This window comes from Mesorhizobium sp. M0563 (assembly GCF_040321065.1).
Taxonomy (GTDB): domain Bacteria; phylum Pseudomonadota; class Alphaproteobacteria; order Rhizobiales; family Rhizobiaceae; genus Mesorhizobium.
The window spans coordinates 66,333-93,252 of the sequence record NZ_JAMYQV010000011.1; the positions used below are offsets into that span (position 1 = coordinate 66,333).

The 26,920-nt window shown below is 62.4% G+C and carries 16 protein-coding genes and 1 tRNA gene; 13 read left to right on the top strand and 4 right to left on the bottom strand.

Annotated elements, in window-relative coordinates:
- Positions 1-154 precede the first annotated feature (154 nt).
- The 7 genes from NKI50_RS15955 (at position 155) to bglA (ending at position 13,242) form a co-directional block, all read left to right on the top strand.
- Positions 155-2,623 carry a glycogen/starch/alpha-glucan phosphorylase gene (locus tag NKI50_RS15955; RefSeq protein ID WP_023718450.1) on the top strand — a complete coding sequence of 823 codons (2,469 nt, stop codon included), beginning with the start codon at positions 155-157 and terminating at the stop codon, positions 2,621-2,623.
- Between the two features lie 145 nt (positions 2,624-2,768).
- Positions 2,769-4,982: a 1,4-alpha-glucan branching protein GlgB gene (gene glgB / locus NKI50_RS15960; RefSeq protein WP_352717087.1), complete on the top strand. Its 2,214-nt coding sequence runs from the start codon at positions 2,769-2,771 to the stop codon at positions 4,980-4,982.
- 35 nt (positions 4,983-5,017) lie between these two features.
- Positions 5,018-6,283 carry a glucose-1-phosphate adenylyltransferase gene (gene glgC / locus NKI50_RS15965; RefSeq protein ID WP_352717089.1) on the top strand — a complete coding sequence of 422 codons (1,266 nt, stop codon included), beginning with the start codon at positions 5,018-5,020 and terminating at the stop codon, positions 6,281-6,283.
- A gap of 3 nt (positions 6,284-6,286) precedes the next feature.
- Positions 6,287-7,732: a glycogen synthase GlgA gene (glgA, locus tag NKI50_RS15970; RefSeq protein ID WP_352717091.1), complete on the top strand. Its 1,446-nt coding sequence runs from the start codon at positions 6,287-6,289 to the stop codon at positions 7,730-7,732.
- A 3-nt stretch (positions 7,733-7,735) separates the two neighbouring features.
- Positions 7,736-9,364, top strand: a complete 1,629-nt coding sequence (locus NKI50_RS15975; protein ID WP_352717093.1) for an alpha-D-glucose phosphate-specific phosphoglucomutase — start codon at positions 7,736-7,738, stop codon at positions 9,362-9,364.
- A 253-nt stretch (positions 9,365-9,617) separates the two neighbouring features.
- Positions 9,618-11,624 (top strand): glycogen debranching protein GlgX, encoded by a 2,007-nt coding sequence (gene glgX / locus NKI50_RS15980; protein WP_352717095.1) that lies wholly within the window; start codon positions 9,618-9,620, stop codon positions 11,622-11,624.
- Positions 11,614-13,242 carry a beta-galactosidase BglA gene (gene bglA / locus NKI50_RS15985; protein ID WP_352639573.1) on the top strand — a complete coding sequence of 543 codons (1,629 nt, stop codon included), beginning with the start codon at positions 11,614-11,616 and terminating at the stop codon, positions 13,240-13,242. The genes glgX and bglA overlap by 11 nt, the downstream gene beginning before the upstream one ends.
- Before the next feature lie 8 nt (positions 13,243-13,250).
- On the opposite strand, the gene NKI50_RS15990 is transcribed toward bglA, so the two are convergent.
- Positions 13,251-15,035 carry a pilus assembly protein TadG-related protein gene (locus NKI50_RS15990; RefSeq protein WP_352717098.1) on the bottom strand — a complete coding sequence of 595 codons (1,785 nt, stop codon included), beginning with the start codon at positions 15,033-15,035 and terminating at the stop codon, positions 13,251-13,253.
- 1 nt (position 15,036) lies between these two features.
- Entirely contained in the window at positions 15,037-15,516 is a 480-nt protein-coding gene (locus NKI50_RS15995) for a TadE family protein (RefSeq protein WP_084642568.1), read from the bottom strand.
- A gap of 373 nt (positions 15,517-15,889) precedes the next feature.
- Between NKI50_RS15995 and NKI50_RS16000 the strand changes: the two genes are divergently transcribed.
- The 4 genes from NKI50_RS16000 (at position 15,890) to NKI50_RS16015 (ending at position 21,304) form a co-directional block, all read left to right on the top strand.
- Entirely contained in the window at positions 15,890-17,482 is a 1,593-nt protein-coding gene (locus tag NKI50_RS16000) for a peptide ABC transporter substrate-binding protein (protein ID WP_023718441.1), read from the top strand.
- Between the two features lie 166 nt (positions 17,483-17,648).
- Positions 17,649-18,572, top strand: coding sequence for an ABC transporter permease subunit (locus tag NKI50_RS16005; protein ID WP_023718440.1), 924 nt, complete (start codon positions 17,649-17,651; stop codon positions 18,570-18,572).
- Positions 18,565-19,683, top strand: coding sequence for an ABC transporter permease (locus NKI50_RS16010; RefSeq protein ID WP_023718439.1), 1,119 nt, complete (start codon positions 18,565-18,567; stop codon positions 19,681-19,683). Before NKI50_RS16005 ends, NKI50_RS16010 begins: the two co-directional genes overlap by 8 nt.
- Position 19,684: 1 nt before the next feature.
- Complete coding sequence (locus tag NKI50_RS16015) at positions 19,685-21,304, top strand: ABC transporter ATP-binding protein (protein ID WP_023718438.1); 1,620 nt, start codon at positions 19,685-19,687, stop codon at positions 21,302-21,304.
- A 70-nt stretch (positions 21,305-21,374) separates the two neighbouring features.
- Here the strand turns inward: NKI50_RS16015 and NKI50_RS16020 are convergent.
- A tRNA-Pro gene (locus NKI50_RS16020) sits at positions 21,375-21,451 on the bottom strand.
- Between the two features lie 205 nt (positions 21,452-21,656).
- Between NKI50_RS16020 and NKI50_RS16025 the strand changes: the two genes are divergently transcribed.
- Both NKI50_RS16025 and NKI50_RS16030 read left to right on the top strand, forming a co-directional pair.
- Positions 21,657-23,171 carry a phosphomannomutase/phosphoglucomutase gene (locus NKI50_RS16025; RefSeq protein ID WP_502895881.1) on the top strand — a complete coding sequence of 505 codons (1,515 nt, stop codon included), beginning with the start codon at positions 21,657-21,659 and terminating at the stop codon, positions 23,169-23,171.
- 15 nt (positions 23,172-23,186) lie between these two features.
- On the top strand, positions 23,187-25,457 hold the full coding sequence (locus tag NKI50_RS16030; RefSeq protein WP_352717100.1) for an AGE family epimerase/isomerase: 2,271 nt from the start codon (positions 23,187-23,189) through the stop codon (positions 25,455-25,457).
- On the opposite strand, the gene betB is transcribed toward NKI50_RS16030, so the two are convergent.
- The gene (gene betB / locus NKI50_RS16035) at positions 25,421-26,884 is read right to left on the bottom strand and encodes a betaine-aldehyde dehydrogenase (protein ID WP_023718435.1); all 1,464 of its coding nucleotides are present in this window, start codon (positions 26,882-26,884) and stop codon (positions 25,421-25,423) included. The genes NKI50_RS16030 and betB overlap by 37 nt on opposite strands.
- Positions 26,885-26,920: the final 36 nt, after the last annotated feature.

Genomic DNA, 26,920 nt, shown 5'->3' on the forward strand with positions numbered 1-26,920 from the left:
GGCCCGCCGCTGAGGGCGCGGTGTTTCAATGCCAAATTGCCGCAGGGCAACCCGGCTTGCGGTCGCCTGAATCCATTGAACATCCGGTGGGATGCATTAGCATTGGCGGAGATGGTGAAAGCCGCATGATCCTGGCAACGTCACGAGAGGCAGCATGACGCGCGCGATGACAACCGAAGCTCCTCTGCCCACGCTCGAAAACCCGGATCCCAAGACGCTCGCCGACGAAGTCTTGCAGGCCCTCAAATACAGGGTCGGCAAGGGCACCAACGTTGCAACCCAGTACGATTGGCTCACCGCCTCGATCAAGGTTGTGCGCGACCGCATCGTCGATCATTGGATGCAGGCGACCCAAGAGGCCTACGCCCAGCAGGAAAAGCGCGTCTATTACCTGTCACTGGAATTCCTCATCGGCCGCCTGATGCGCGATGCCTTCTCCAATCTCGGCCTGATGGACAATATGCGCGAGGCGCTGTCGTCGCTTGGCGTCGACCTTGACATCATTGCAGCGCTCGAACCGGACGCTGCCCTTGGCAATGGCGGCCTTGGCCGGCTCGCCGCCTGCTTCATGGAAAGCATGGCTACCGTCGATATCCCCGCGCATGGCTATGGCATTCGCTACGCCAACGGCATGTTTCGGCAGGAGATCCATGACGGCTGGCAAGTCGAACTGCCCGAGACATGGCTCGATCACGGCAATCCTTGGGAGTTCGAACGCCGCGAACGCTCCTTCGAGGTCGGCTTCGGCGGCTCGGTGGAATCGATCACCTCGAAGGACGGCAGGCTCGAGCGCCATGTCTGGAAGCCGACCGAACATGTTCTGGCCGTTGCTTACGATACCCCAGTGGTTGGCTGGCGGGCCAACCGCGTCAACACGCTGCGTCTGTGGTCCGGCATGCCGGTCGATCCGATCCTGCTCGACAAGTTCAACGCCGGCGATCACATCGGCGCGCTCGCCGAGAGCAACAAGGCCGATGCGCTGTCGCGCGTCCTTTACCCGGCCGATTCCCACAAGGCAGGCCAGGAGTTGCGGCTCAGGCAGGAGTATTTCTTCTCCACCGCCTCGCTGCAGGACATCCTTCAGCGTCATCTCAGCCAGTATGGCGACCTGCAATCGCTGCCCGACAAGGCGGCGATCCATCTCAACGACACCCATCCGGCCATCGCCGTCCCCGAGCTGATGCGCCTGTTGATGGATGTCCACGGCATGGATTTCGACCAGGCGTGGAGCATCACCAAGCGCACCTTCGGCTACACCAACCACACGCTGCTGCCCGAAGCGCTGGAAAGCTGGCCCGTGCCGCTATTCGAGCGGCTGTTGCCGCGCCACATGCAGATCGTCTACGCCATCAACGCCGAGGTGCTGCTCGAGGCGCGCGTCTCCGACCAGTTCTCGGACGAGCAGATCAGCCGCATCTCGCTGATCCAGGAAAATGGCGATCGCCGCGTGCGTATGGGCAATCTGGCCTTTGTCGGCTCGCACTCGATCAACGGCGTCTCGGCACTGCATACGGAATTGATGAAGGAGACGGTGTTTGCCGACCTCCACAGGCTCTACCCGGATCGCATCAACAACAAGACCAACGGGATCACACCGCGGCGCTGGCTGATACAGTGCAATCCCGGCCTCACGGCACTCACCCGAGAGGCGATCGGCGACGGCTTCCTCGACGACATCGACGAGATAAAGCTGCTCGATCCTTTCGCCGAGGACGCTGCCTTCCGCGACAAGTTCGCCGCTGTCAAACGGGCGAACAAGACGAGGCTTGCCAATCTCGTTGCCGACCGGCTCGGCATCAAGGTGGACCCCTCGGCGCTGTTCGACATCCAGGTCAAGCGCATCCACGAATACAAGCGCCAGCTCTTGAACATTCTCGAAGCGGTCGCGCTTTACGACCAGATCCGCTCGCATCCGGAGCGCGACTGGATGCCCCGCGTCAAGTTCTTCGGCGGCAAGGCGGCGCCCAGCTATCACAACGCCAAGCTGATCATCAAACTTGCCAACGACGTCGCCCGGGTCATCAACCGCGACCCGGCGGTGCGCGGCTTGCTGAAAGTGGTGTTCGTGCCGAACTACAATGTCAGCCTGGCCGAGATCATGATGCCGGCCGCCGATCTTTCGGAGCAGATATCGACCGCCGGCATGGAAGCGTCCGGCACCGGCAACATGAAGTTCGCGCTGAACGGCGCGCTGACCATCGGCACGCTCGACGGCGCCAATGTCGAGATCAAGGAATGCGTCGGCGACGACAACATCTTCATCTTCGGCCTGACCACCGATGAGGTCGCCGAGCGGCGCAACAATGGTTACGATCCGCGCGCCGTAATCGAGGGATCGCCTGAATTGGCGCAGGCGCTTGCCGCGGTTTCGTCCGGGGTCTTTTCGCCTGACGATCCGGACCGTTATCGCGACCTGATCAACGGCCTTTACCAGAGCGACTGGTTCATGGTCGCTGCGGATTTCGATGCCTACGCCGCCACCCAGCGCGACGTCGATGCCGTCTGGCGCAACAGCCCGGACTGGTACGCCAGAGCCATCCGCAATGTCGCCCGCGTCGGCTGGTTCTCGTCCGACCGCACGATCCGCCAATATGCGAAAGACATCTGGCACGTGCCCGCCTGATGTGATTGCATGAGACCAGGAACAATGTGGCCCTAGTGGAGTGATTTGACCTTCGCATCCCTTGGAAGGTCAGGCGGCCTGCGACTGTCGAATTCAAAACTTCACTAGAAACACGCACTTGGTGCCCGAGGAGGGACACTGCCTGATGAGCAAGCCGCGCGCGACCGTTGCGACAAGCGGGCCGGACGGACTGGCGCCAGCCGGCGATGTCGCGGCGATTGTCGCCGGCACGCATGGCGACCCGTTCTCCGTGCTTGGCGTGCATGAGGCGGGGAAGGGCTTTGTCGGCCGCTGCTTCGTCCCTCATGCCGAGTCCGTCACCGCCTATACGCTGACCGGCAAGAAGGCCGGCGAGCTGTCGAGACGCGACGATCGCGGCTTCTTCGAGGGCAAACTGTCGCTGCGCAAACGCCAGCCGCTGCGCTATCACGCCAGGAACGCCGGCGGCGACTGGTGGCTGACCGATCCATATTCCTTCGGCCCCGTGCTCGGCCCGCTGGACGATTATTACATCGCCGAAGGATCGCATCTCAGGCTGTTCGACAAGCTCGGCGCTCATCTCATCGACCATGAGGGTGCATCGGGCGTACATTTTGCGGTGTGGGCGCCCAATGCAAGGCGTGTCTCGGTGGTCGGCGACTTCAACGAGTGGGACGGCCGCAGGCACACCATGCGCGACCGCCGCGATACCGGTATCTGGGAGCTGTTCATTCCCGACATCGGCGCCGGCCGCCCTTATAAATACGAGATCATCGGGCCGGATGGCGTGAGATTGCCGCTCAAGGCAGATCCGTTCGCCTTCAAATCCGAACTGCGCCCGGCTACCGCCTCGGTGACGGCGCTGCCGCCGGTGCATGAATGGGGCGACGAGGCGCACCGGAACTACTGGCGCAATGCCGACCACAGGCGCGAGGCCGTATCGATCTACGAGGTCCATGCCGGCTCATGGCGGCTTCACGACGACGGCAGCTTCCTGTCATGGGACGAGCTCGCCGACCGGCTGATCCCCTATGTGGTCGAGACGGGTTTCACCCACATCGAATTCATGCCGATCTCCGAACACCCCTATGACCCGTCCTGGGGCTACCAGACGACCGGTCTCTATGCGCCGAGCGCCCGCTTTGGCGATCCGGACGGTTTTGCCCGCTTCGTCGACGGTGCCCACCGCGCCGGCATCGGCGTCATCCTTGACTGGGTGCCGGCGCATTTCCCGGTTGACGAACACGGTCTGGCAAAGTTCGACGGCACCGCACTCTACGAACATGCCGATCCGCGCAAGGGCTTCCATCCCGACTGGAACACCGCGATCTACAATTTCGGTCGTCGCGAGGTGGTCTCGTTCCTTGTCAATAATGCGCTGTTCTGGGAAGAGAAATATCACGTCGACGGTCTGCGCGTCGATGCGGTCGCCTCGATGCTTTATCTCGATTATTCGCGCAAGGCCGGTGAATGGATTCCCAACGAGAAAGGCGGGCGCGAGAACCTGGAAGCGGTCAGCTTCCTGCAACGGATGAACAAGGAGGTCTACGGCCACCATCCGGGCGTGATGACGATCGCCGAGGAATCGACCTCGTGGCCGAAAGTCTCGCAGCCGGTGCATGAAGGCGGACTGGGCTTCGGTTTCAAGTGGAACATGGGCTTCATGCACGACACTCTGGAGTATTTCTCCAAGGAGCCGATCTTCCGCAAGCATCACCACAACGATATCACCTTCGGCCTGGTCTACGCCTTCAGCGAGAATTTCGTGCTGCCGCTGTCCCATGACGAGGTGGTGCACGGCAAGGGCACGCTGCTTAACAAGATGGCCGGCGACGACTGGCAGAAATTCGCGACGCTGCGCGCCTATTACGCCTTCATGTGGGGCTATCCCGGCAAGAAGCTGTTGTTCATGGGCCAGGAGTTCGCGCAACGCCGCGAGTGGAGCGAGGCGCGCGCGCTCGACTGGAACCTGCTCGATTTCCGGCTCCACCGTGGTGTCTGGCAGACGGTGCGCGATCTCAACTATCTCTACCGCTCGCGCCCGGCGCTGCATGCCCGCGACTGCGAGCCGGAGGGCTTTTCCTGGCTGATCGTCGATGACAGCGCGAATTCGGTGTTCGCTTGGCTGCGCAGCGCGCCGGGCGGCAACCCGGTCGCCGTCATTTCCAACTTCACGCCGGTGCCGCGCGACAATTACCGCGTGCCGTTGCCGCAGACCGGAAAATGGCGCGAGATCATCAACACCGACGCCACGGACTATGGCGGTTCCGGCAAGGGCAACAGCGGCCTCGTCGAGGCTCGGGCGGAAGGAGGAGGCATTTCGGCGACGATGCTTTTGCCGCCGCTGTCGACGATCATGCTCGAATTCGTCCCGGACTGAGCTATGTCTGGAGCATCTAACCTGGGAGGATAGGAATGGCTGAAATAAAACGAACACAGCCGCTGGCACGCGACGCCATGGCTTATGTGCTGGCCGGCGGCCGTGGCAGCCGGCTCAAGGAACTGACCGACCGCCGCGCCAAGCCGGCGGTCTATTTCGGCGGCAAGACCCGCATCATCGATTTCGCGCTGTCCAATGCGCTCAATTCCGGTATCCGCCGCCTCGGCGTCGCCACCCAGTACAAGGCGCATTCGCTGATCCGCCACCTGCAGCGCGGCTGGAACTTCCTGCGGCCCGAGCGCAACGAGAGTTTCGATATCTTGCCGGCCAGCCAGCGTGTGTCGGAAACACAGTGGTATGAGGGCACCGCCGACGCCGTGTACCAGAACATCGACATCATCGAGGCCTATGGGCCGGAATACATGGTCATCCTGGCCGGCGACCACGTCTACAAGATGGATTACGAATTGATGCTGCGCCAGCATGTAGAGGCCGGCGCCGATGTCACCGTCGGCTGCCTCGAAGTGCCGCGCATGGAAGCCACCGGCTTCGGCGTCATGCATGTCGACACCAAGGACACCATCATCTCCTTCATCGAAAAGCCCGCCGATCCGCCGGGCATTCCCGACAAGCCGGATTTTGCGCTGGCCTCGATGGGCATCTATGTGTTCAAGACCAAGTTCCTGATGGAGCAATTGCGTCGCGATGCGGCGGAGCCCGGCTCCAGCCGCGACTTCGGCAAGGACATCATCCCCTACATCGTCGAACACGGAAAGGCGATCGCGCATCGCTTCGCCAAATCATGCGTGCGCTCGACCGCCGAGAACGAGGCCTATTGGCGCGACGTCGGCACGGTCGATGCCTATTGGGAAGCCAATATCGACCTGACCGACATCACGCCGGAACTCGACCTCTACGACCGCGACTGGCCGATCTGGACCTACGCCGAGTTGAAGCCGCCGGCAAAGTTCGTGCATGACGAAGATGGCCGCCGCGGGTCGGCCGTGTCGTCTCTCGTGTCGGGCGATTGCATCGTTTCGGGCGCTTCGCTGAAGCGAAGCCTGATCTTCACCGGGGCGCGCATCAATTCCTATTCGACGCTGGAGGAGGTCGTCATGCTGCCCGACGTCCATGTCGGCCGCAACGCCAGGCTGAAGCGCGTGGTCATCGATCACGGCGTCAGGATCCCGGAGGGGCTGGTGGTCGGCGAGGATCCTGTCCTCGACGCCAAGCGTTTCCGCGTTTCGGAAAAAGGCATCTGCCTGGTCACGCAGGACATGGTCAACAGGCTGGGATCGTAGTGCATGGAGGTTCTGTCGGTGGCGCCCGAGATCTTTCCGCTGGTCAAAACCGGAGGGCTCGCCGACGTGACTGGCGCCTTGCCCGTGGCATTGGCCGGCAACGGCGTCAACATGCGCACGCTCGTCCCCGGCTATCCTCAGGTGATGGGCGCCTTCAGGAAAAAGAAGGCGGTTCAGCAATATCCATTGCTGCAGGGTGGGAAGGCTTCGGTGCATGCCGTCCAGATCGCCGGGCTCGACCTGTTTGTGCTCGACGCGCCGCATCTTTTCGACCGTCCCGGCGGCCCGTACGGCAACGCGGCCGGCGCCGACTGGCCGGACAATTGGCGGCGGTTCGCGGCCTTGAGCCAGGTCGGCGGTGATATTGCTGCCGGCGCCATCTCCGGCTACCTGCCCGATATCGTCCATGCCCATGACTGGCAGTCGGCAATGACACTCGCCTATATGCGCTACGGCAAGGCGGTCGGCACGCCGTCGATGATCACCGTCCATAACCTCGCCTTCCAGGGCCAGTTCGGCGCCGGCATCTTTGGCGAGCTTGGCCTGCCGGCGGCGGCGATGGCGCTCGACGGCGTCGAATATTATGGCGGCGTCGGCTTCCTCAAGGCCGGCCTGCAGGCCGCCTGGGCGATCACCACGGTCAGCCCGACCTATGCGCAGGAAATCCGCTTGCCCGAATTCGGCATGGGCCTCGACGGCCTGATCAACATGCGCTCCGTCGATCTCCATGGCATCGTCAACGGCATCGATACCGAGATCTGGAACCCGGAAACCGACACGCATCTGGTCTCCAACTACACGGCAAAGACGCTTAAGGCGCGAATGCCCAACAAGGCCGCGGTCGAGGACCGTTTCAGCCTCGATCGCGACGATAGCCCGATCGTCTGCGTCGTCAGCCGGCTGACCTGGCAAAAGGGCATGGACATATTGGCGGCGGCCGTCGACGGTATCGTCGCGGCAGGTGCACGGCTGGCAGTCCTTGGGTCTGGCGACGCAGGGCTCGAAGGCGCGTTGCTTGCCGCCGCAGCCCGCCATCGTGGTCGCATCGGCGTCGTCGTCGGCTATGACGAGGGGCTCTCCCACACCATGCAGGGCGGCTGCGACGCCATCATTATCCCGTCGCGCTTCGAACCTTGCGGGCTGACGCAGCTTTACGGCCTGCGCTATGGCTGCGTGCCGGTCGTCGCGCGCACCGGCGGCCTTGCCGACACGGTTATCGATGCCAACGAAGCCGCCATCTCTGCCGGCGTGGCGACCGGCTTCCAGTTTGCGCCCGCCAATGCTGGCGCCCTGCTGCACGCCATCCGCCGCCTTGTCGAAGCGCATGCCAATTCCGCGGTGTGGGCGTCGATGCAGCGGCAAGGCATGAAGGCCGACGTGTCGTGGGACAAAAGCGCCGAAAAATATGTCCAACTCTATCGCTTGCTGCTTTCGAAAAGGGCTGCCTGACTGATGATCCGCACTGTCGCCACAAAACCCTATCCCGACCAGAAGCCCGGCACCTCCGGGCTGCGCAAGAAAGTCCCGGTGTTCCAGCAGGAGCACTATGCCGAGAACTTCATCCAGTCGATCTTCGACGCGCTGGGCGGGTTCGAGGGCAAGACCCTGGTGATCGGCGGCGACGGCCGCTTTTATAACCGCGAGGTCATCCAGAAGGCCATCGCCATGGCCGCGGCAAACGGCTTCGGCAAGGTGATGGTCGGGCAGGGCGGTATCTTATCCACGCCGGCCGCTTCGCATGTCATCCGCAAATACAAGACCTTCGGCGGCATCATCCTGTCCGCCAGCCACAATCCGGGTGGCCCGCATGAGGATTTCGGCATCAAGTACAATGCCGGCAATGGCGGCCCGGCGCCGGAAAAGCTGACCGACGCGATCTTCGAAAAAACCAAGGCGATTTCGAGCTTCAAGATCGCCGATATCGGACCGGTCGACATCGACACGATCGGCACGGTCAAGGCAGGAGACATGACCGTCGAAATCATCGATCCGGTCGCCGACTATGCCGAACTGATGGAAAGCCTGTTCGATTTCAATGCCTTGCGGGCGCTGTTCAAATCAGGCTTCCGCATGCGCTTCGACGCCATGCATGCGGTGACCGGCCCCTACGCCAAGGAGATCCTCGAAAACCGGCTAGGCGCGCCCAACGGCACCGCTCGCAATTTTATCCCGCTGCCGGATTTCGGCGGCCACCATCCCGATCCCAATCTGGTGCATGCAAAACACCTCTACGACGAGATGATGGGGCCGGATGCGCCCGACTTTGGCGCTGCCTCCGACGGCGACGGCGACCGCAACCTGATCATCGGCAAGGGCATTTTCATAACCCCGTCGGATTCGGTGGCGATGCTCGCTGCCAATGCCCATCTGGCTCCGGGCTACAAGGCCGGGCTGAAAGGCATCGCCCGTTCAATGCCGACCAGCGGTGCTGCCGACCGGGTCGCTGAAAAGCTCGGCATCGGCATCTATGAAACGCCAACCGGCTGGAAGTTCTTCGGCAATCTGCTCGATGCCGGCATGGCGACGATCTGCGGCGAGGAGAGTGCGGGGACCGGCTCCAACCATGTCCGCGAAAAGGACGGGCTGTGGGCCGTGCTTTTGTGGCTCAACATCCTTGCCGCGCGTGGTGAAAGCGCCAGGCAGATCGTCACCGAGCATTGGGCGGCCTATGGGCGCCACTACTATTCGCGCCACGACTACGAGGAGGTCGAGACCGATCGTGCCAACGCGCTTGTCGACGAGCTGCGCGCCAAGCTCGGCTCGCTGCCTGGCACCAGCGTGCGCGGCATGACGATCGCCAGCGCCGATGATTTCGCCTATCACGATCCGGTCGATGGCTCGGTCAGCAAGAACCAGGGCATCAGGGTGTTGTTCGAAGGCGGCTCACGCGTCGTCTTCCGCCTGTCCGGCACCGGCACCTCGGGCGCGACGCTGCGGCTTTATGTCGAGCGCTACGAGCCGGACAAGAATCGCCACGATCTCGACACCCAGGAGGCGCTTGCCGATCTGATCGCGGCGGCCGACGACATTGCCGGCATTCGCAGCCATACCGGCCGCGCCAAGCCGAGCGTGATTACGTGAGCTTGGAGCGGCGCGCCTTTCCTTCTCCCCTTGTGGGGTCCGAAGGACGGGGCGAGACCCGTGGCTCGCCCCCGGGCGGTGGATCGGCGCGAAGCGCCGAGACGGACGAGGGGTGTTGGAAGGAATGCCGTCCGCGCCAAGCTGGAGCACCCCTCATCCGTCGCCTTCGGCTCCCCCTTCTCCCACAAGGGGAGAAGAGGGAGCTAACCCGGCAACGCCTCAAACTGTCTACGACCTGCTGCTGTGAGCGCGTGTGAGCCAACTCGGCGCAACCATCACCAAAGAAGGCATTCGCTTCGCCGTATGGTCCTCGTCGGCTCGGCGCATCTGGGTCTCGATTTTCGACGAGCGAGGAAGGCGCGAGATCGACCGGCTTGAACTGCAGCCCGAGGGCGACGGCGTGCATACGCTTTTTGTTGCCGGTCTCGCCGCCGGCACCCGATACGGGTTCCGCGCCGATGGCGACTACGCGCCGGAACAGGGGCTCTGGTTCGATCCCGACAAGCTGCTGGCCGATCCCTATGCCGTCGAGATCGACAGGCCCTATGCCTATGACGGCCAACTCGCCGCGCGCCGGGGCGAGGGGGCCGACACGGCGCCGCTGATGCCGAAGGCCATCGCCGGCGCCTTGCCGGAACCCTTGCCCGTCTTGCCGCCGCTGTTTCGGCCCGGCGGCCTTATCTACGAAGTGCCGGTTCGCGCCTTCACAAAGCTGCATCAGCACATTCCCGAGAAGCAACGCGGCACCATTGCAGCCCTCGCTCATCCCGTTGTTGTCGAGCATCTGCAAAAACTCGGCGTTGCAGCCGTGGAGTTGATGCCGGTGACTGCATCGATCGACGAACGGCATTTGCCGCCGCTCGGGCTGGGCAACGCCTGGGGCTACAATCCCGTGACCTTCATGGCGCTGGATCCGCGACTGGCGCCCGGCGGTCTGGCTGAGCTGCGCGAAACGGTCGCCGCGCTGCGCGAGGCCGGCATCGGTACCATTCTCGACCTGGTGTTCAACCACACCGGCGAAAGCGACCGGCTCGGCCCGACATTGTCGCTGCGCGGGCTCGACAACCGCGCCTACTACCGGCACGAGGCCGACGGCGCTCTGGTCAATGACACCGGAACCGGCAATATGGTTGCCTGCGATCATCCGGTCGTCCGGGAAATGGTCCTCGACACGCTTCGCCACTTTGTCCAGCACGCCGGTGTCGACGGGTTCCGCTTTGACCTGGCGCCGATCCTTGGCCGCGTCGACGGCGTTTTCGACGCCGATGCGCCGCTGCTGAACGCCATTCGCAACGACCCAGTTCTTGCCGACCGTGTGCTGGTCGCTGAGCCTTGGGACATCGGACCGGATGGCTATCAGCTCGGCAATTTTCCGCCGCCCTTCCTCGAATGGAACGACAAATACCGTGATGATATCCGCCGCTTCTGGCGCGGCGACGGCGGCATGATCGGTGCGCTGGCGACGCGGCTTGCGGGGTCGTCCGATGTCTTTGCCAAACCAGGCCAGGCAACGGTCCGCAGCATCAATTTCATCGCCGCACATGACGGGATGACACTGGCCGACATCGTTGCCTATGAACACAAGCACAACGAGGCCAATGGCGAACAGAACCGCGACGGCCACGACGACAACCTGTCCTGGAACAATGGCGTCGAGGGCCAGGCCGACGACCGGGCGATCGTTACGGCCCGTTTCGATGACCAACGCGCACTGCTGGCGACGCTCTTTGCCTCGCGCGGCACGATCATGCTGACGGCCGGCGACGAGTTCGGCCGCACGCAGCGCGGCAACAACAACGCCTACGCGCAGGACAATGACATCACCTGGCTCGACTGGGCCGGGCGCGACCGGGCGCTGGAGCGGTACACGGCTCTGCTCGCCAAGATGCGTCGTGCCGCGCCGGCGCTTTTAGACACAAGCTTTTTCACCGGCGAGCCTGCGGCCGGCTCGGAAATAGCTGACGTCGTCTGGCTGACCGAAACCGGCGTGCCGCTCGACGAAGCGGCCTGGCACGATCCTAGACGGCATCGGCTGGTCATGGTTCTCGGTGGCGATAAGGACGGTCGCCTTGCCGTGATCATCAATGGTGACCGCCGGGCCTGCATGTTCACGCTGCCGGAACGGGCGGGTTTTCATTGGCGCCCAGCCGTCGAAACGGATAGTGGCGATATCTCACGGCCGGTGTCGGGGCGAACGGTCATGTTCATGATCGAAAGCAGGGCCGCGCAGGCGGGCGCAGGGGAGAGCCATGATGGCTGACAATGCCGAATGGTGGCGCGGCTGCGTCATCTATCAGATCTACCCGCGCTCCTTCCAGGACACGACCGGCGACGGCAGCGGCGATCTCCTCGGCATCACCTCGAGGCTGGCCCATGTCGCATCGCTCGGTGTCGACGCCGTTTGGCTGTCGCCTTTCTTCAAGTCGCCAATGGCCGACATGGGCTACGACGTTTCGGATTACTGCGCCGTCGATCCGATGTTCGGCACATCAGAGGATTTCGACGCGCTGATTGCCGAGGCGCACCGGCTCGGCCTGAAGGTGATCATCGACCAGGTCTTGTCGCATTCGTCGGATCGGCACCAATGGTTCGTCGAAAGCCGAACGAGCCGCGATAACGCCAAGGCCGACTGGTACGTCTGGGCCGATGCGAAGCCCGACGGCACCGCGCCCAACAACTGGCTGTCGCTTTTCGGCGGCCCCGCCTGGGAATGGGACGCAACGCGCAGGCAATATTACCTGCATAATTTCCTCGCCTCGCAGCCGGACCTGAATTTCCACAATCCGCAGGTGCAGGACGCCTTGCTGGAAACGGTGCGGTTCTGGCTCGAGCGTGGCGTCGACGGTTTCCGGCTGGATACGGTCAACTATTACGTCCACGACCGCTGGCTCCGCAGCAACCCGCCTTTGGCGGAAAGCGTCGCCGGCACCAATACGGCAACCAGCCCCTATTTTTACCAGGAGCATCTGTTCGACAAGACGCAGCCGGAAAACCTTGCTTTTCTCAGGCGCTTCCGGGCGTTGCTTGACGAGTACGAAGGCCGCGCCGCGGTCGGCGAGATTGGTGACGAAAGCCGTTCGTTGCAGACGCTTGCCGCCTACACGGGCGGCGGCGACAAGCTCCAAATGTCCTACACGTTCGACCTGCTTGGCCCGCAATTCTCCGCGGCGCATGTGCGCGGTTGTGTCGAGGCCTTCGAGAGTACGGTGTTCGACGGCTGGGTTTGCTGGGCATTCTCCAACCACGATGTCGTGCGCCATGTCAGCCGCTGGACAAGGCCGGGCGGCGATCCGGACAGGGTGGCGAAATTCTCAATCGTGCTGCTTTCTTGCCTGCGCGGGTCGATCTGCCTCTATCAGGGCGAGGAGCTCGGGCTGGAGGAGGCCGAACTGGCGTTCGAGGATTTGCGCGATCCTTTCGGCATCCGCTTCTGGCCGGAGATCAAGGGGCGGGATGGGTGCCGCACGCCGATGGTCTGGGAGGCTGGCGCCGATAATGCCGGCTTTTCAACCGGCAAGCCGTGGCTTCCGGTCCCGGCAAACCATCGCGCCCGCGCGGTCGATGTCCAGGACGGCGAGCAAACCTCCGTCCTGGCGAGCTACCGGGCGATGCTGGCCTTGCGCAAGCAGCATCCGGCGCTGGTTCGAGGCTCGATCCGGTTTCTCGATGCTGAGGGCGACGTCCTTGCCTTCATTCGCGAAGGCGGTGACGAAAAACTGCTCTGCGTCTTCAATTTTGCCGATGAGCCGGCCGGCTGGCAATCGCCGCCGGATCTGGATGTGATAGAGCCGATAGATCTTGGCAGTACTACCGGCGTCTTGCAGGAAGGAGCTCTATCCCTGCCGCCGCTCGGCTGCTTTCTCGGCCGGATCGGCTGATCTCCATCTCATTGAACGAGTACGGAGCGCCCGCAAGTCGCGCCGACAACCCGGACATCGGCCTCGCCGACATGCACGCCAAGCGCTGCAAGAACGTTATAAACCAGTGCATCGACAGGCGCCGTCACGCCGTTCAGAACCGTTACCACCGCCGGCTTCACCGTTCCAAGCAGGGCCGTCACGTCCAGCCCGAGGCCCAGCGCATTGACCGAGAGCGACAGCCCGCTGACCAGTGACGTGGTGAGCGATTGCGTCAGGTTCTTCGTCGAAACCGTCTTTATCGTCTTGTTGGCGATATCGGTGCTGTCGAACGTCAATGTGGTCGGATCGTTGTTGGTGATCGCAAGTGCTGAAGAACCCTTCACATCGAGCAGATTGAGGGTGAGCAGCAGGAGCTTCACCTTTACCTGTGCAATCGTGGCATCGGAGAACGATTGCGGATTGCTGAAATCGGCGAAGGCGGATGGGTTGTTGTCGGCGTCGCTGGCGGCAAGGTGCAGCGAGGCCACGCCGGGCTGCGCGGCAATCGAGACCTTGATGCTATCCGGCCGGCCCGTCGGGCAGCTGATGTCGGTCAGCTTGGCTTCCGCATAGGCCACTTCGACATGCAGGGGCAGGTTGACGGACGCCAGGCTGACGCCGCCGCCGAGATCGGAACTGCCGAGCCCGACTGTGGTGACCAGCTTGATTCGCGTCTGCGCGGTGCGCACCACGGTGCCTTTTTCCCCGACGGCCAGCCAGGGTGAATATTGCATCGGTTCACCGATGGCGATGGCGAGTGTGGTGGAGGTAAGTCCCGGAATAGTGGCGCCGAGATCGACCTCGACCTGGTTTGAGCCATTGGCCAGCGAGGCGGCGGCACCCAGCATGCCCATCGCGCTTGCGTCGACGGAAAAGCCGGGAGACTTTTGTCCGAGGCCGAGCTTGCCGATCGAGCCAAGATCGATAAGATGATTGATGGGTATCTTGACCGTGTTGGTGGCCCTGGACGCGATCGTCTGCAGCACAAGTTTGCTGGCGCTGCCCGACCCGGACGCATTGGCCATGGCGGTCGCGATCTGGCCTACCGTCGCTTTTGACGCCAGCACGTCGGAATAGCTGACACCTGTCAGTTGCAACTGTACGGCAAGGGCATCGACGAACGAAAGCACGTTGACATCGGCCGAAATCAGCGCGTTGTAGTCCATGACGCTGAGCGAGATGTTTCCGCCCAGCAGCTTACTGAGAAGCGCGTTGAGGATGCCGCCGTTGACGCTGAGAAGCCTGGATCCGACCGAGAACATCGCTTGCGGCGTCATGCTGGCAATGGCTTCGGTGCCGACAACCGGAGTAGGGATGAGCGAACTGGCGAAATACCGGGCGGGGATTTTGTGTAGAGTGACGCGAACGGCGTTGTAAGGCGGTTTACCGGCTTCGAAGCGCTTGTCGACCCCGACCGAGGACGCCGCTGAGTATCGGCCGCCGGTGACGGACACGACGGTTTTCCCAACCGTGGGAACGATTGTCTCACCCGGCTTTTGAACAATGATGCCGGGCATTCGGTTGTCACTGAGCGTGGTTACCGCCGCGGCTTCCATATTGTTGATGTTCGACGCCGCGGTGATCGCCGCCAGATCGGTCATCGCCTGGGCTTCCCTGCGCTCCGTGTAGATCGAACCTTCGTCGACAGCGAAGGCCGCCAGCCCCAGCGCGAATGGCGCTATCAGCGCAGTCATGACGGCAAAGTTCGCCTTCTTGTCGCCAACGATGGAGCGAGCGATCCGCCCGATGCCCCTCAGCAAGAACTGCGACATTTCAAATGCCTCCAATCCTGATGGTAGACCTGCGCGAGATCGTGGTTTGCGGCATCGCAAGGCTGGGCAACAGGTTCCAGATCGGCAGGTTGCTGGCATCGTACTGGATCGACACGACGAACTGATTTCCGTCGGCCGTGCTGTCCGTCGCCTGATAGGTCAGCTTGCCGGAATCGACGAACGGGTATCCACTGGCATTGTTTTTGACGAAACCCGCCACCAGCGCCTGGCGCTCGGTTTGGTTCAATCCGGCAATTGCAGTACGGGCGGCATCGGCGGCGATTTGCTGCAACGAGTTGCTTGCACCAAAATAGATACCATATGCAACCATTCCGAGTACGAGCAGGATAAAGATCGGGGAAAGCAGGGCGAATTCGACCGCGGAAGTTCCGGATTCTTCTCCAATTTTGCGTAGATTTGCCCTTATTGGGCGCAATATTTTACGCTTTAATGTGACAGTATTACTGTCTATCTTGTTCATTGCCCTTGCCCGTTGGACCATAAAGGTCGATGTGCCGAACCCATCGGGATTTGTAACCCTTGGTTGCCTAAGAACCAATTAATACATTCCGGTAAACTGAAATGATCAGCCAGATTATCGGCGTTCTGGCCAGGAAACCCAGCCAAACTCATGCTTTCGATCATTGATTGGCGGTTCGCAAAGCGGCTGCCCCGGCCCCCTTACTTTGGGTGACCCCGAGAGTCTGTTGAAATAAAAAATCTCCACGTTACTGTTTGGCCACCAGCTGCCGGAAAGGGAACCGGCTGCGCGCTCGAAAGGAACCAGCCAATCGGTTTCGGGGCGTCAACACTTAGAGACGTAGCTGAAGGGCGACGTCATTAGGGAGAACTCCATGCTGAAACATGTGCTGAAGGCGACGGTACTCGCCACGACCATGGTCTTGGCCGCCGGTACGTTCTACACGCCGGCTTTCGCCGAAACCGTCTACAACCGCGGAGCCGCCGCCGAAGCGGAGACGCTCGATCCGCACAAGACCTCGACGGTCTACGAAGCCGATATCATACGCGACCTGTTCCAGGGCCTCGTCATGCATGACCAGAAGACGAACCTCATTCCGGGCGCAGCCGAAAGCTGGACGGTGTCCGACGACGGCACTGTCTACACCTTCAAGCTGCGCAAGGACGGCCTCTGGTCGGATGGCAGCCCGGTGACGGCGGACGACTTCGTTTATTCGTTCCGTCGGCTGGAAGATCCGGCCACCGCTGCCGAATACGCTTCCATGCTCTATCCGGTGAAGGGTGCCGAGGAAGTCAACACCAAGAAGGGAAAGCCGGAGGATATGGGCGTCAAGGCGATTGACGCAAATACCCTCGAAGTCACCCTCAAGGCGCCAACGCCTTACTTCCTGGAGATGCTGACCCATCAGGCGACCTTTCCGGTTAACAAGGCGTCCATCGAAAAGCTTGGCGCCGACTGGATCAAGGCAGGCAAGCTGGTCTCCAACGGGGCCTTTACAGCGGCGGAGTGGATTCCCAACGACCATCTCAAGCTGGTGAAGAATCCGAAATTCTGGGACGCCGCCAGCGTCAAGTTAGACGTGGTCAACTACATCCCGACCGAGGATCGCTCGTCTGCGATGAAGCGCTTCGAGGCCGGCGAATTCGACAGTTACGGTGACCTGCCGACGGAACAGCTCGCCGATCTCAAGTCCAAATTCGGCGACCAGGTCCGTGTCGGGCCATATCTCGGCACCTACTATTATGCGATCAAGACCGACAAGGCGCCGTGGGACAATGTCGAACTGCGCAACGCCATCTCGATGGCGATCGATCGCGACTTTCTCGCCGAAAAAGTCTGGCAGAATTCGATGCTGCCCGGCTATTCGATGGTGCCTCCGGGCATCGAGGGCTACACGCCGGCACTGGCCAAATACGCTGACATGCCGCAGATCGACCGCGAGGATGAAGCCAAGAAAATCCTGGAGAAGCTCGGCTATACGCCCGAGCATCCGTTGAAGATGCAGATCCGCTACAACACCTCGGAAAACCACAAGAACACCGCTGTCGCCATCCAGGAACAGCTGAAGCCGCTTGGCGTCGAGGTCACGCTGCTCAACACCGATACCAAGACCCACTACTCCTTCCTTGAGCAGAAGGGCGACTATGATGTGGCGCGTGCCGCGTGGATCGCCGACTACAAGGATCCGGAAACCTTCCTTGGCATCACCCGCAAGGCCAGCGGCAACAACTATTCGAGCTACGTCAGCCCGAAATACGAAGAGGCCATGGACAAGGCCGCCGCCGCCGGCGGCAAGCCCGAAGAGCGCATGAAGGAACTCGCCAAGGCCGAGCGCATCCTCGTCGACGATGTCGGTAACATCCCGCTTCTCTACTACAGCTACCACGACATCGTTTCCTCGAAGCTGCACGGCTTCGACGACAATGTGATGGACATCCATCCGTCCCGCTTCATCAGCAAGGACTGATCCCTTAGCCAGGCCGCCGCGCAACTCGATGCGCGGCGGCGCTGGTTTGCCATCGCATCGGCCCGGGAACCGGATTCGATTTTCGACAATGTCGGTGCGAAGATTTGAAGGCTAGAGCGCAATCGTCCAGTTGGACGCGCGCTGCTCTGGATCAAGCGGGGCACCGATGCTGCGTTACGTATTTCGGCGGCTGCTGACCGCCATCCCGACGCTGTTCGTCATCGTGACCATAGCGTTCTTCCTGATACGCGTCGCGCCGGGCGGCCCGTTCAACCAGGAGCGGGGCCTGAGCCCCGAGATCAGGGCCAATCTCGAAGCCCAGTTCGGGCTCAACGACCCGCTCTGGCTGCAGTACCTCCATTATTTAGGCAATCTTCTGCGCGGCAATTTCGGCCCCAGCTACAACATGCCGGATTTCACCGTCGGCGAGTTGTTCAGGGAAGGCCTGCCTATCTCGATCCAACTCGGCGCTTCGGCGCTCGTTCTGGCGCTGCTTCTCGGCAGCGTGCTCGGCACTGTTGCCGCGCTCAACCAGAACAAGCTTGCCGACTATTCGGTGATCGCGTTGGCGACCGCCGGCAGCACCATTCCGACCTTCGTCATCGCTCCGGTGATCCAGCTTGTATTCGGATTGACCTGGAAGCTGCTGCCGATCGGCGGCTGGGGCGATGGAGCCGTCATCAATAAGGTCGGCCCGGTGCTGACGCTCGCTCTGCCGCAGATCGCCATCGTCGCTCGATTGATGCGCGGCTCGATGATCGAATCGCTGCACTCGCATCACATCCGCACCGCCCGCGCGCTTGGGTTGTCGAACTGGTCGGTCGTCGTCAAGCATGCGCTGCGCGGCGCCATCCTGCCGATCGTCTCCTTCACCGGTCCGGCGGCCGCAGCCCTTCTCACCGGCTCGATCATCGTCGAGACCATCTTCTCTATCCCGGGCATCGGCCGCCATTTTGTCGTTGCCGCACTCAATCGCGACTACACACTGGTGATGGGGACGGTGGTGGTCATCGCGCTCTTCACCATTGTCTTCAACCTGATCGTCGACGTCCTCTATGGTGTCGTTGATCCGAGGGTGCGCTATGACTGATATCGCAGTTGCAGCACCGGTCGTCGGCCGATCCCTGTGGGGGGATGCGTGGGCGCGCCTCAAGGCCAACCGCGCGGCCATGTTCAGCCTCTATTATCTTGCCTTCATCGCCGTCATCAGCGTGTTTGGACCCTCTTTCGTGCCGCACCAATACACCACCATCTATGGCGACTATGTCCGCACGCCGCCGAGCTTCTCCGCCTATCCAAAGGCCGACATGATCGAAGGCGCTCTCGACGAGGCGATCAGGCGTATGCGCGTCGACATCAAGGAGTGGCGGCAGGAGGGCAGCCGTGTGTTCGTTACCGTCAGATCGTCCAAGCCGATCGACGACCGCAACATTCGCTACCTTGATCGTTCCGATACCTTCGATGACACAAAGATCGAGAGCAAATCGCCGGACGGTCTCGAAATGGTGATGAGTGCATCGATCAAGCAGCAATATTTCCTGTTCGGCACCGACAATACCGGCCGCGATCTCCTGTCGCGAACGCTGATGGCCGGGCGCATATCGCTGGCCATCGGCCTGCTTGCCGGCATTGTGGCGGTGGTGATCGGCGTGCTCTATGGCGCCACCGCCGGCTTTGCCGGCGGCAGGGTCGACGAGGTGATGATGCGTATCGTCGACGTGCTTTATTCTTTGCCGTTCATCTTCTTCGTCATCATGCTGGTGGTGTTCTTCGGCAGGAACTTCGTGCTGATGTTCCTGGCCGTCGGCGCCGTGCTGTGGCTCGACATGGCGCGCATCGTGCGCGGACAGGCGCTATCGATCCGCCGGCAGGAATATGTCCAGGCGGCGGAGGCGATGGGCGTCGGGCAGCGCGGCATTCTGCTGCGCCATGTGATCCCCAATTTGCTCGGGCCGGTGGTGATCTACATGACGCTGCTGGTGCCGCAGGTCATCATCCTGGAGAGTTTTTTGTCGTTCCTCGGGCTCGGCGTCCAGGAGCCGATGACCAGCTGGGGCGTGCTGATTTCGGTCGGCGCCCAGAATATCGGCTCGGCCAACTGGCTGCTTTTGTTCCCGGCCTTCTTTCTCGTCTCGACATTGTTCGCGCTGAATTTCGTCGGCGATGGGCTGCGCGACGCGCTCGACCCGAGGGATCGTTGAGATGGCTGCTTCCGAAACCATTCTCAGCGTCAAGGATCTTCGCGTCCGCTTCCGCACGCTCGACGGCGTGGTGGAGGCGGTGAAGGGCATCAATATCCATGTTAAATCAGGCGAGACGGTAGCCGTCGTCGGCGAATCCGGCTCCGGCAAGAGCCAGACGATGATGGCGGCGATGAGCCTGCTGGCCTCGAACGGCGAAGCCACCGGGAGCGTCGACTACCGCGGCCGCAATCTTTTGACCCTGAGCAAGCCCGAGCTCAACAAGATCCGCGGCCGCAAGATCAGCATGATCTTCCAGGAGCCGATGACTTCGCTCGACCCGCTCTATTCGATCGGTAGCCAGTTGATCGAACCGATCCGCAAGCATCGCGGGCTTGGCGCCGCCGAGGCGCGCGAAGAGGCGCTCAAGCTGCTGCGGCTGGTCCATATTCCAGATCCGGAGCGGCGGATGAAATCCTATCCGCACGAGATGTCGGGCGGTCAGCGCCAGCGCGTCATGATTGCCATGGCGCTGGCCAATGACCCCGACATATTGATCGCCGACGAGCCGACGACGGCGCTCGACGTGACCATCCAGGCGCAGATCCTCATGCTGCTCGCCGAACTGCAGCGCAAGCTCGGCATGGCGATCGTCTTCATCACCCACGATCTCGGAATCGTCAGGCGCTTTGCCGACCGGGTCTATGTGATGCGCTATGGCGAGGTCGTCGAGGAGGGCGAGGCGGAAGCAATCTTCGTCAACCCGCAGCACGCCTACACCAAGATGTTGCTTGCCGCCGAGCCGACCGGCACCAAGGCCCCGCCGCCTCCGAATGCCCCCGTCCTGCTCGAAGGCAGGAACGTCGAAGTGACCTTCAAGATCGGCGGCGGCTTTCTTGGTGGAGAACCGCTGATATTGCGCGCTGTCGATAGCATTTCGATCCGGCTGAAGCGCAACCAGACCATCGGCATCGTGGGCGAATCCGGTTCGGGAAAGTCGACGCTCGGCCGCGCCTTGCTGCGGCTCCTGCCCAGCGACGGCATCATCCGGCTTGGCGACCGCGACATCTCCCACGCCGACCGCCAGGCGATGCGGCCGCTGCGGCGCGAATTGCAGCTGGTCTTCCAGGACCCGTTCGGCTCGCTGTCGCCGCGCATGACCGTCGGCCAGATCATCACCGAAGGGCTCCTGGTCCACGAGCCCAATCTGTCGGGCAGGCAGCGCGATCTCCGCGCCGTCGATGCCTTGCTCGAAGTCGGGCTCGACCCGAACACGCGCAACCGCTATCCGCACGAATTCTCCGGTGGTCAGCGGCAGCGCATCGCCATTGCGCGCGCCATGATACTGAAGCCGAAAGTGGTGGTGCTGGACGAGCCGACCTCGGCGCTGGACCGCTCCGTGCAGAAGCAGATCGTCGAATTGCTGCGCAAGCTGCAGGCCGACCACGAACTGTCCTATCTGTTCATCAGCCACGATCTCGCGGTCGTGCGCGCCATGGCCGACTACATCATCGTCATGAAGCAGGGCAAGATCGTCGAGGAGGGGCCGTCCGAGGCGATCTTCAGCAATCCGCAGGCAACCTATACGCAGACACTGATGGCCGCGGCCATCGATGTGACGCGATTTCGCCTGAGCGCATAGCGCGATTGGTCAGAACTGCGGCGGAAGGTGGTTGTTTCGGGAACAAGAACAGCTAAGCCGCTGTTTTTTCTGGTCGGAGTGGCAGGATTTGAACCTGCGACCCCATCGTCCCGAACGATGTGCGCTACCAGGCTGCGCTACACTCCGTGACCAGACCGCGGGCTTATAGCCGCCGCATTTGGTTACTGCAAGCGCCAATGGCAGCGCTTCCGTCGCATTTCTTTCGCTTTAGCCGCTACGTCATACAGGTTTCAGTTTCCTGTCGCACAAACACGGCTTAAAGGGGCTTCTAGGTAACCGTCCACTTGCCTCGAAGCATCTGATTCAGCCGCCTGGAGTTGCAGCCTTGTCGATGAAGATCGTTAGCGATGTCAAACCAAACACTTTTGAGTTCGAAACCTCGGCGTTGATCAAGCCATCCGGGTTTCGCGAATATGATGCGCGCTGGTGGTTTGGCCATCCCGGTTCGAACGAGCCGCCGGAGCTCAATCTGATCGGCGTCCAGGCGCTCGGCATGGGGCTCGGCACGCTGATCCGCCGTCTGGGTGCCGGACCCGACATCGTCACCGGTCACGATTTCCGCTCTTATTCGCTTGCCATCAAGCTGGCGCTGGTTTCCGGGCTGATGGCCGCCGGCGCGCGGGTCAAGGATGTCGGGCTGGCCTTGTCGCCGATGGCCTATTTCGCCCAATTCGCGCTCGACACGCCGTCCGTCGCCATGGTCACCGCCTCGCATAACGAGAATGGCTGGACCGGCGTCAAGATGGGCGCGGCGCGCCCGCTGACTTTTGGTACGGAGGAGATGAGCGCGCTGAAGGCGATCGTGCTCTCAGGCGATTTCGACCTTGTCGGTGGCGGCTCCTATGACTTCGTTGCGGATTTCCGCAAAACCTACCTCGACGATCTGACAGCGGGAAAGCGTATCTCGAGGAAGCTCAAGGTGGTGGCCGCCTGCGGCAACGGCACCGCCGGGGCTTTCGCTCCCGAGGCACTGAAAAGGATCGGCTGCGAGGTGATTCCGCTCGACGTCGCGCTCGATCATACGTTTCCGAATTACAATCCCAACCCCGAAGACATGAAGATGCTGCACGCCATTCGCGACAAGGTGCTGGAAACTGGCGCCGATGTTGGGCTCGGCTTCGACGGCGACGGCGACCGCTGCGGCGTGGTCGACAATGAAGGCAACGAGATCTTCGCCGACAAGGTCGGCGTCATGCTTGCGCGCGACATCTCACACCTCTATCCCGGCTCGACTTTCGTCGTCGACGTCAAGTCGACCGGATTGTTCATGACCGACAAGGTGTTGCGGGAAAATGGCGCGGTCACCGACTATTGGAAAACCGGTCATTCCTACATCAAACGGCGCGTCGCCGAACTCGGCGCTGTCGCCGGTTTTGAGAAATCGGGCCACTTCTTCTTCAATCCGCCGATTGGCCGCGGTTATGACGATGGCCTGGTCACGGCCATTGCTATATGCCAGATGCTGGATCGCAGCCCGCAAAGCAGCATGGCCGACCTCTACCGCGATCTGCCGCTGACGTTCGGCACGCCGACCATGTCGCCACACTGCGCCGACGAGCTCAAATACGGCGTCGTCGAGCGGGTCGTAGGCGATGTTCGCAAGATGAAGGACGAGGGCGCAGTCTTCGCCGGCCAGAAGATCGCCGAGCTGATCACCGTCAACGGCGTCAGGGTCGTGGCGGAGGATGGTACTTGGGGGCTGGTGCGGGCATCATCGAACAAGCCGGAGCTTGTGGTGGTGGTCGAAAGCCCGGTATCGTCCGAGCGGCGTCGCCAGATGTTCGAAGCCGTCGACGCGGTGCTGCGCCGCAGCCCGGAAGTCGGCGCCTACAATCAGACCTTTTGAGCGGGACTTATTTTCATGACCGAACGGATCGTCAGTTTTGTGATGAGCGGCGGCATCGGCTCGCGGCTGTGGCCGCTGTCGCGCGAGGACAATCCCAAGCAGTTCCATGATTTCTCCGGCGACGGCTCGATGCTGGCCAAGACGCTACGCCGGCTGACTGCGCGGCCGGAAGGCGAAACGCCGGTTTTCCTGATTGCCTCGGAAAGGCACGCCGACCGCGTTCATGCCGACATTGCCGGCCACGAGCTTTCCGGCGGCGGCCCGCTGTTCGAGCCGACCGGACGCAACACTGCCGCGGCCGTCGCTTTGGCAAGCCTGCGCACTTTGTCCGAATTCGGCGACAGCCTGGTGCTGGTGGTGCCGTCCGACCATGAGATCGCGACCGCGCAGCAATTCTGGCGGAGCGTCGAGGCCGGCACGGCGGCGGCGCGCGAAGGCAGGCTGGTGGTGTTCGGCATCAAGCCCACCCAACCGGAGACCGGGTATGGCTACATCGAGGTGGCCGGCGAGCGCGATGGCATCTGCGATGTCTCGCGTTTCGTCGAAAAACCCGATCTCGCCACCGCGCAGAGCTATCTTGAGGCCGGCAATTTCTACTGGAACACCGGCATCTTCCTGTTTCGCGCCAGTGCCATGCGCGACGCGTTCATGGCTTTCCAGCCAGACATCTGGAGCGCCACAGAGGCTGCCTACCAGGCTGCGACATCGGATCTTTCCGGCCTCTACATGCCTCTGGAGCTCTATGCCGCCATCCCTTCGACATCGATCGACTATGCGATCATGGAGCGCGCCAGCGGCATCGCCATGGTGCCGGCCGGCTTTCGCTGGAACGATCTCGGTTCCTGGCAATCGCTGCTCGATGTCGGGCCGTCCGACAAGCAGGGCAACGTCATTGTCGGCGACGTCGTCGCCATCGATTGCGAGAACTCCTATATCCGCAGCGACGGCCGCCTGCTGTCGGCCATTGGCCTGAAGGACGTCGCCATCGTCTCGACCGCCGACGCCACTTTCGTCGCGCCGGTCAGCCACAGCCAGAACGTCAAGAAGATCGTCGAGCAGCTCGAAAAGAGCGGCCGCCTGGAGACCAGGTTCACGCCCGCCGACGATCGCGTCATCGAAAGCGGCGCCTGGCAACGCCGCGTGCACCATTGGCTGTTCGAGGAGACGGTGCCGCTGTGGTCGACGATCGGCGTCGATGAGCGCCATGGCGGGTTCCATGAGGCGCTCGGTTTCGACGCCACCCCGCTGATGAAACCCAAGCGCATGCGCACGCAGGCCAGGCAGATCTATGCCTTCGCCGTCGCCAAGGCGCGCGGCTGGAACGGCCCGGCCGATCGGCTGATTAGCCACGGCCTCGAATTCATGGCCAGGAACGGCCGCACCGATAATGGCGGCTGGGTGCGCACGCTCAACGTCGACGGCACCGTCGCCGATGCCGCCGAGGATGCCTATGACCATTCCTGCGTGCTTCTGGCGCTGGCGCATGCCCATATGTCCGGCAATCCGGATGCATTGCGGCTTGGCGAGGAGACCTTTGCGTTCATCGACGCGCATCTCGAGGACGAACGCCTGACCGGCTTCCGCGAGACCTCGAGCGGCGAGGGCGAACGCCGCTCCAACCCGCACATGCATCTGCTCGAGGCGTTTTTGGCCTGGCATCAGGCGACCGGCGAGCGCGCCTATCTTCGCCGCGCCGCGCGCATCGTCGATCTGTTCCGCAGCCATTTCTTCGACCCGGAAAGCTGGACGCTGGGTGAGTATTTCGACAATGAATGGCGGCCAGCCCCTGGCGAGAAAGGCACGTGGACCGAACCGGGCCATCATTTCGAATGGGCCTCGCTGCTGGTCGACTTCGCGGGCCGCAGCGGCCAAAGCGGCTTGACCGGCCTCGCCAGGAAACTCTACGCGTCGGCGATTGCCAATGGCCTGAACCGCGCCACAGGCCTCGCCTACGGCGCCGTCTCGCGGCAAGGGCTGCCGCTCGACCGCGTCTCGCGCAGTTGGCCGCAGGCCGAAGCAATCAAGGCAGCGATCGCGCTGGACGGCTCGGGCGGTCCCGACCTGAAGCCGGAAATCGAGGCGCGTGTCGGCCGGCTGTTCCGCTGGCACATCAATCCGGCACCGCTCGGCCTGTGGATCGACCGCATCGACGAGCGTGGCCGCTCGCTGGCAAGCGAGGTGCCGGCCAGCATCTTCTACCATCTGGTCTGTGCGCTGACGCAGTATCTGGACGGTACGGCCCGCAAGGATCAGTACGGGCTGGCGACATCACCGGTCTCGACGTAGACCGACTTTAGCTGCGAATAGAGTGCCAATGCCGCGAGCGAATTCTCGCGGCCGATGCCGGACTGCTTGAAGCCGCCGAACGGGATTTCGACCGGCGTCAGATTGTAGGCGTTGATCCAGCAGGTGCCGGCCTGCAATTCGGCGATGACACGGTGGGCGCGCGCCAGGTCGCGCGTGAACACGCCTGCAGCGAGGCCGAATTCGGTGTCGTTGGCGCGCTCGATCACCTCGTCCTCGCTGTCGAACTTCAGCACGCTCATGACAGGCCCGAAAATCTCCTCGCGGGCGATGCGCATCGTGTCGGTGACACCGGTGAACACCGTCGGCTCGACGAAGAAGCCGCCCTGAAAACCCTGCAGCGAAGGCACATTGCCGCCGCAGGCGAGCACCGCACCATCCTGCTTGCCGGCCTCGATGTATGAGACGACCTTGTCGTGCTGCGCCTTCGAGACCAGCGGCCCCATCTGCGTGTCCTGGTCGAGCGGGTCGCCGATGCGGATTTTCTTGGTCCGCTCGGTCAGCCTTTCGACGAAACGGTCATGGATGCTGCGCTGCACGAAGACCCGTGTGCCGTTGGAGCAGATCTGACCGGTCGAATAGAAATTGCCGAGCATCGCGCCGCCGATGGCGTTTTCGAGGTTGGCGTCTTCGAAGACGATCAGCGGCGACTTGCCGCCGAGCTCCATCGTCGCGTGCTTCATCTTCGAGCCGGCGAGCGACAGCACCTTGCGGCCGGTCGGCACTGAGCCGGTCACCGAGACTTTGGCGACGACCTCATGGCCGACAAGGCCGGCGCCGACATCGCCAAAACCTTGCACGACATTGAACAGCCCGTCGGGCAGCCCGGCCTCGGTGTAGATTTCGGCGAGCGCCAGCGCTGAAAGCGGCGTGTTTTCCGACGGTTTGAACACCATCGCATTGCCCATGGCGAGGGCGGGTGCGGATTTCCAGCCGGCGATCTGGATCGGGTAGTTCCACGCGCCGATGCCGACGCAGACGCCGAGCGCCTCGCGCCTGGTATAGGCAAAGGGACCGCCGAGATCGACGGCCTCGCCATTAAAGGCGGCGACCGCGCCGCCGAAATATTCGAGGCAATCCGCCGCCGAAGGGGCGTCCGCAACCAGCGTCTCCTGGATCGGCTTGCCGGTGTCGAGCGTCTCGATACGCGCCAAATCGGCATTGCGGGCGCGCAAAATGTCGGCGGCACGGCGCAGTATGCGGCCGCGCTCGACCGGCTTCAGCCGTGCCCAGGCCGGCTGTGCCGCACGCGCGGCTTCGATCGCGAGTTCAAGCACGTTCGGCGTCGCCGAGCGCAGCATGGCAATGGTCTCGCCGGTCGCCGGATAGATGACCGGCAGCGGCGCGCCGCGCTCGTCGTCGATATAGCGGCCGTTGACATAATGCGATGCCGTTGGCTGGGCGCGCATGACTGTTCTCCAATCGTCTTTCGCGGCAGGCGGAAT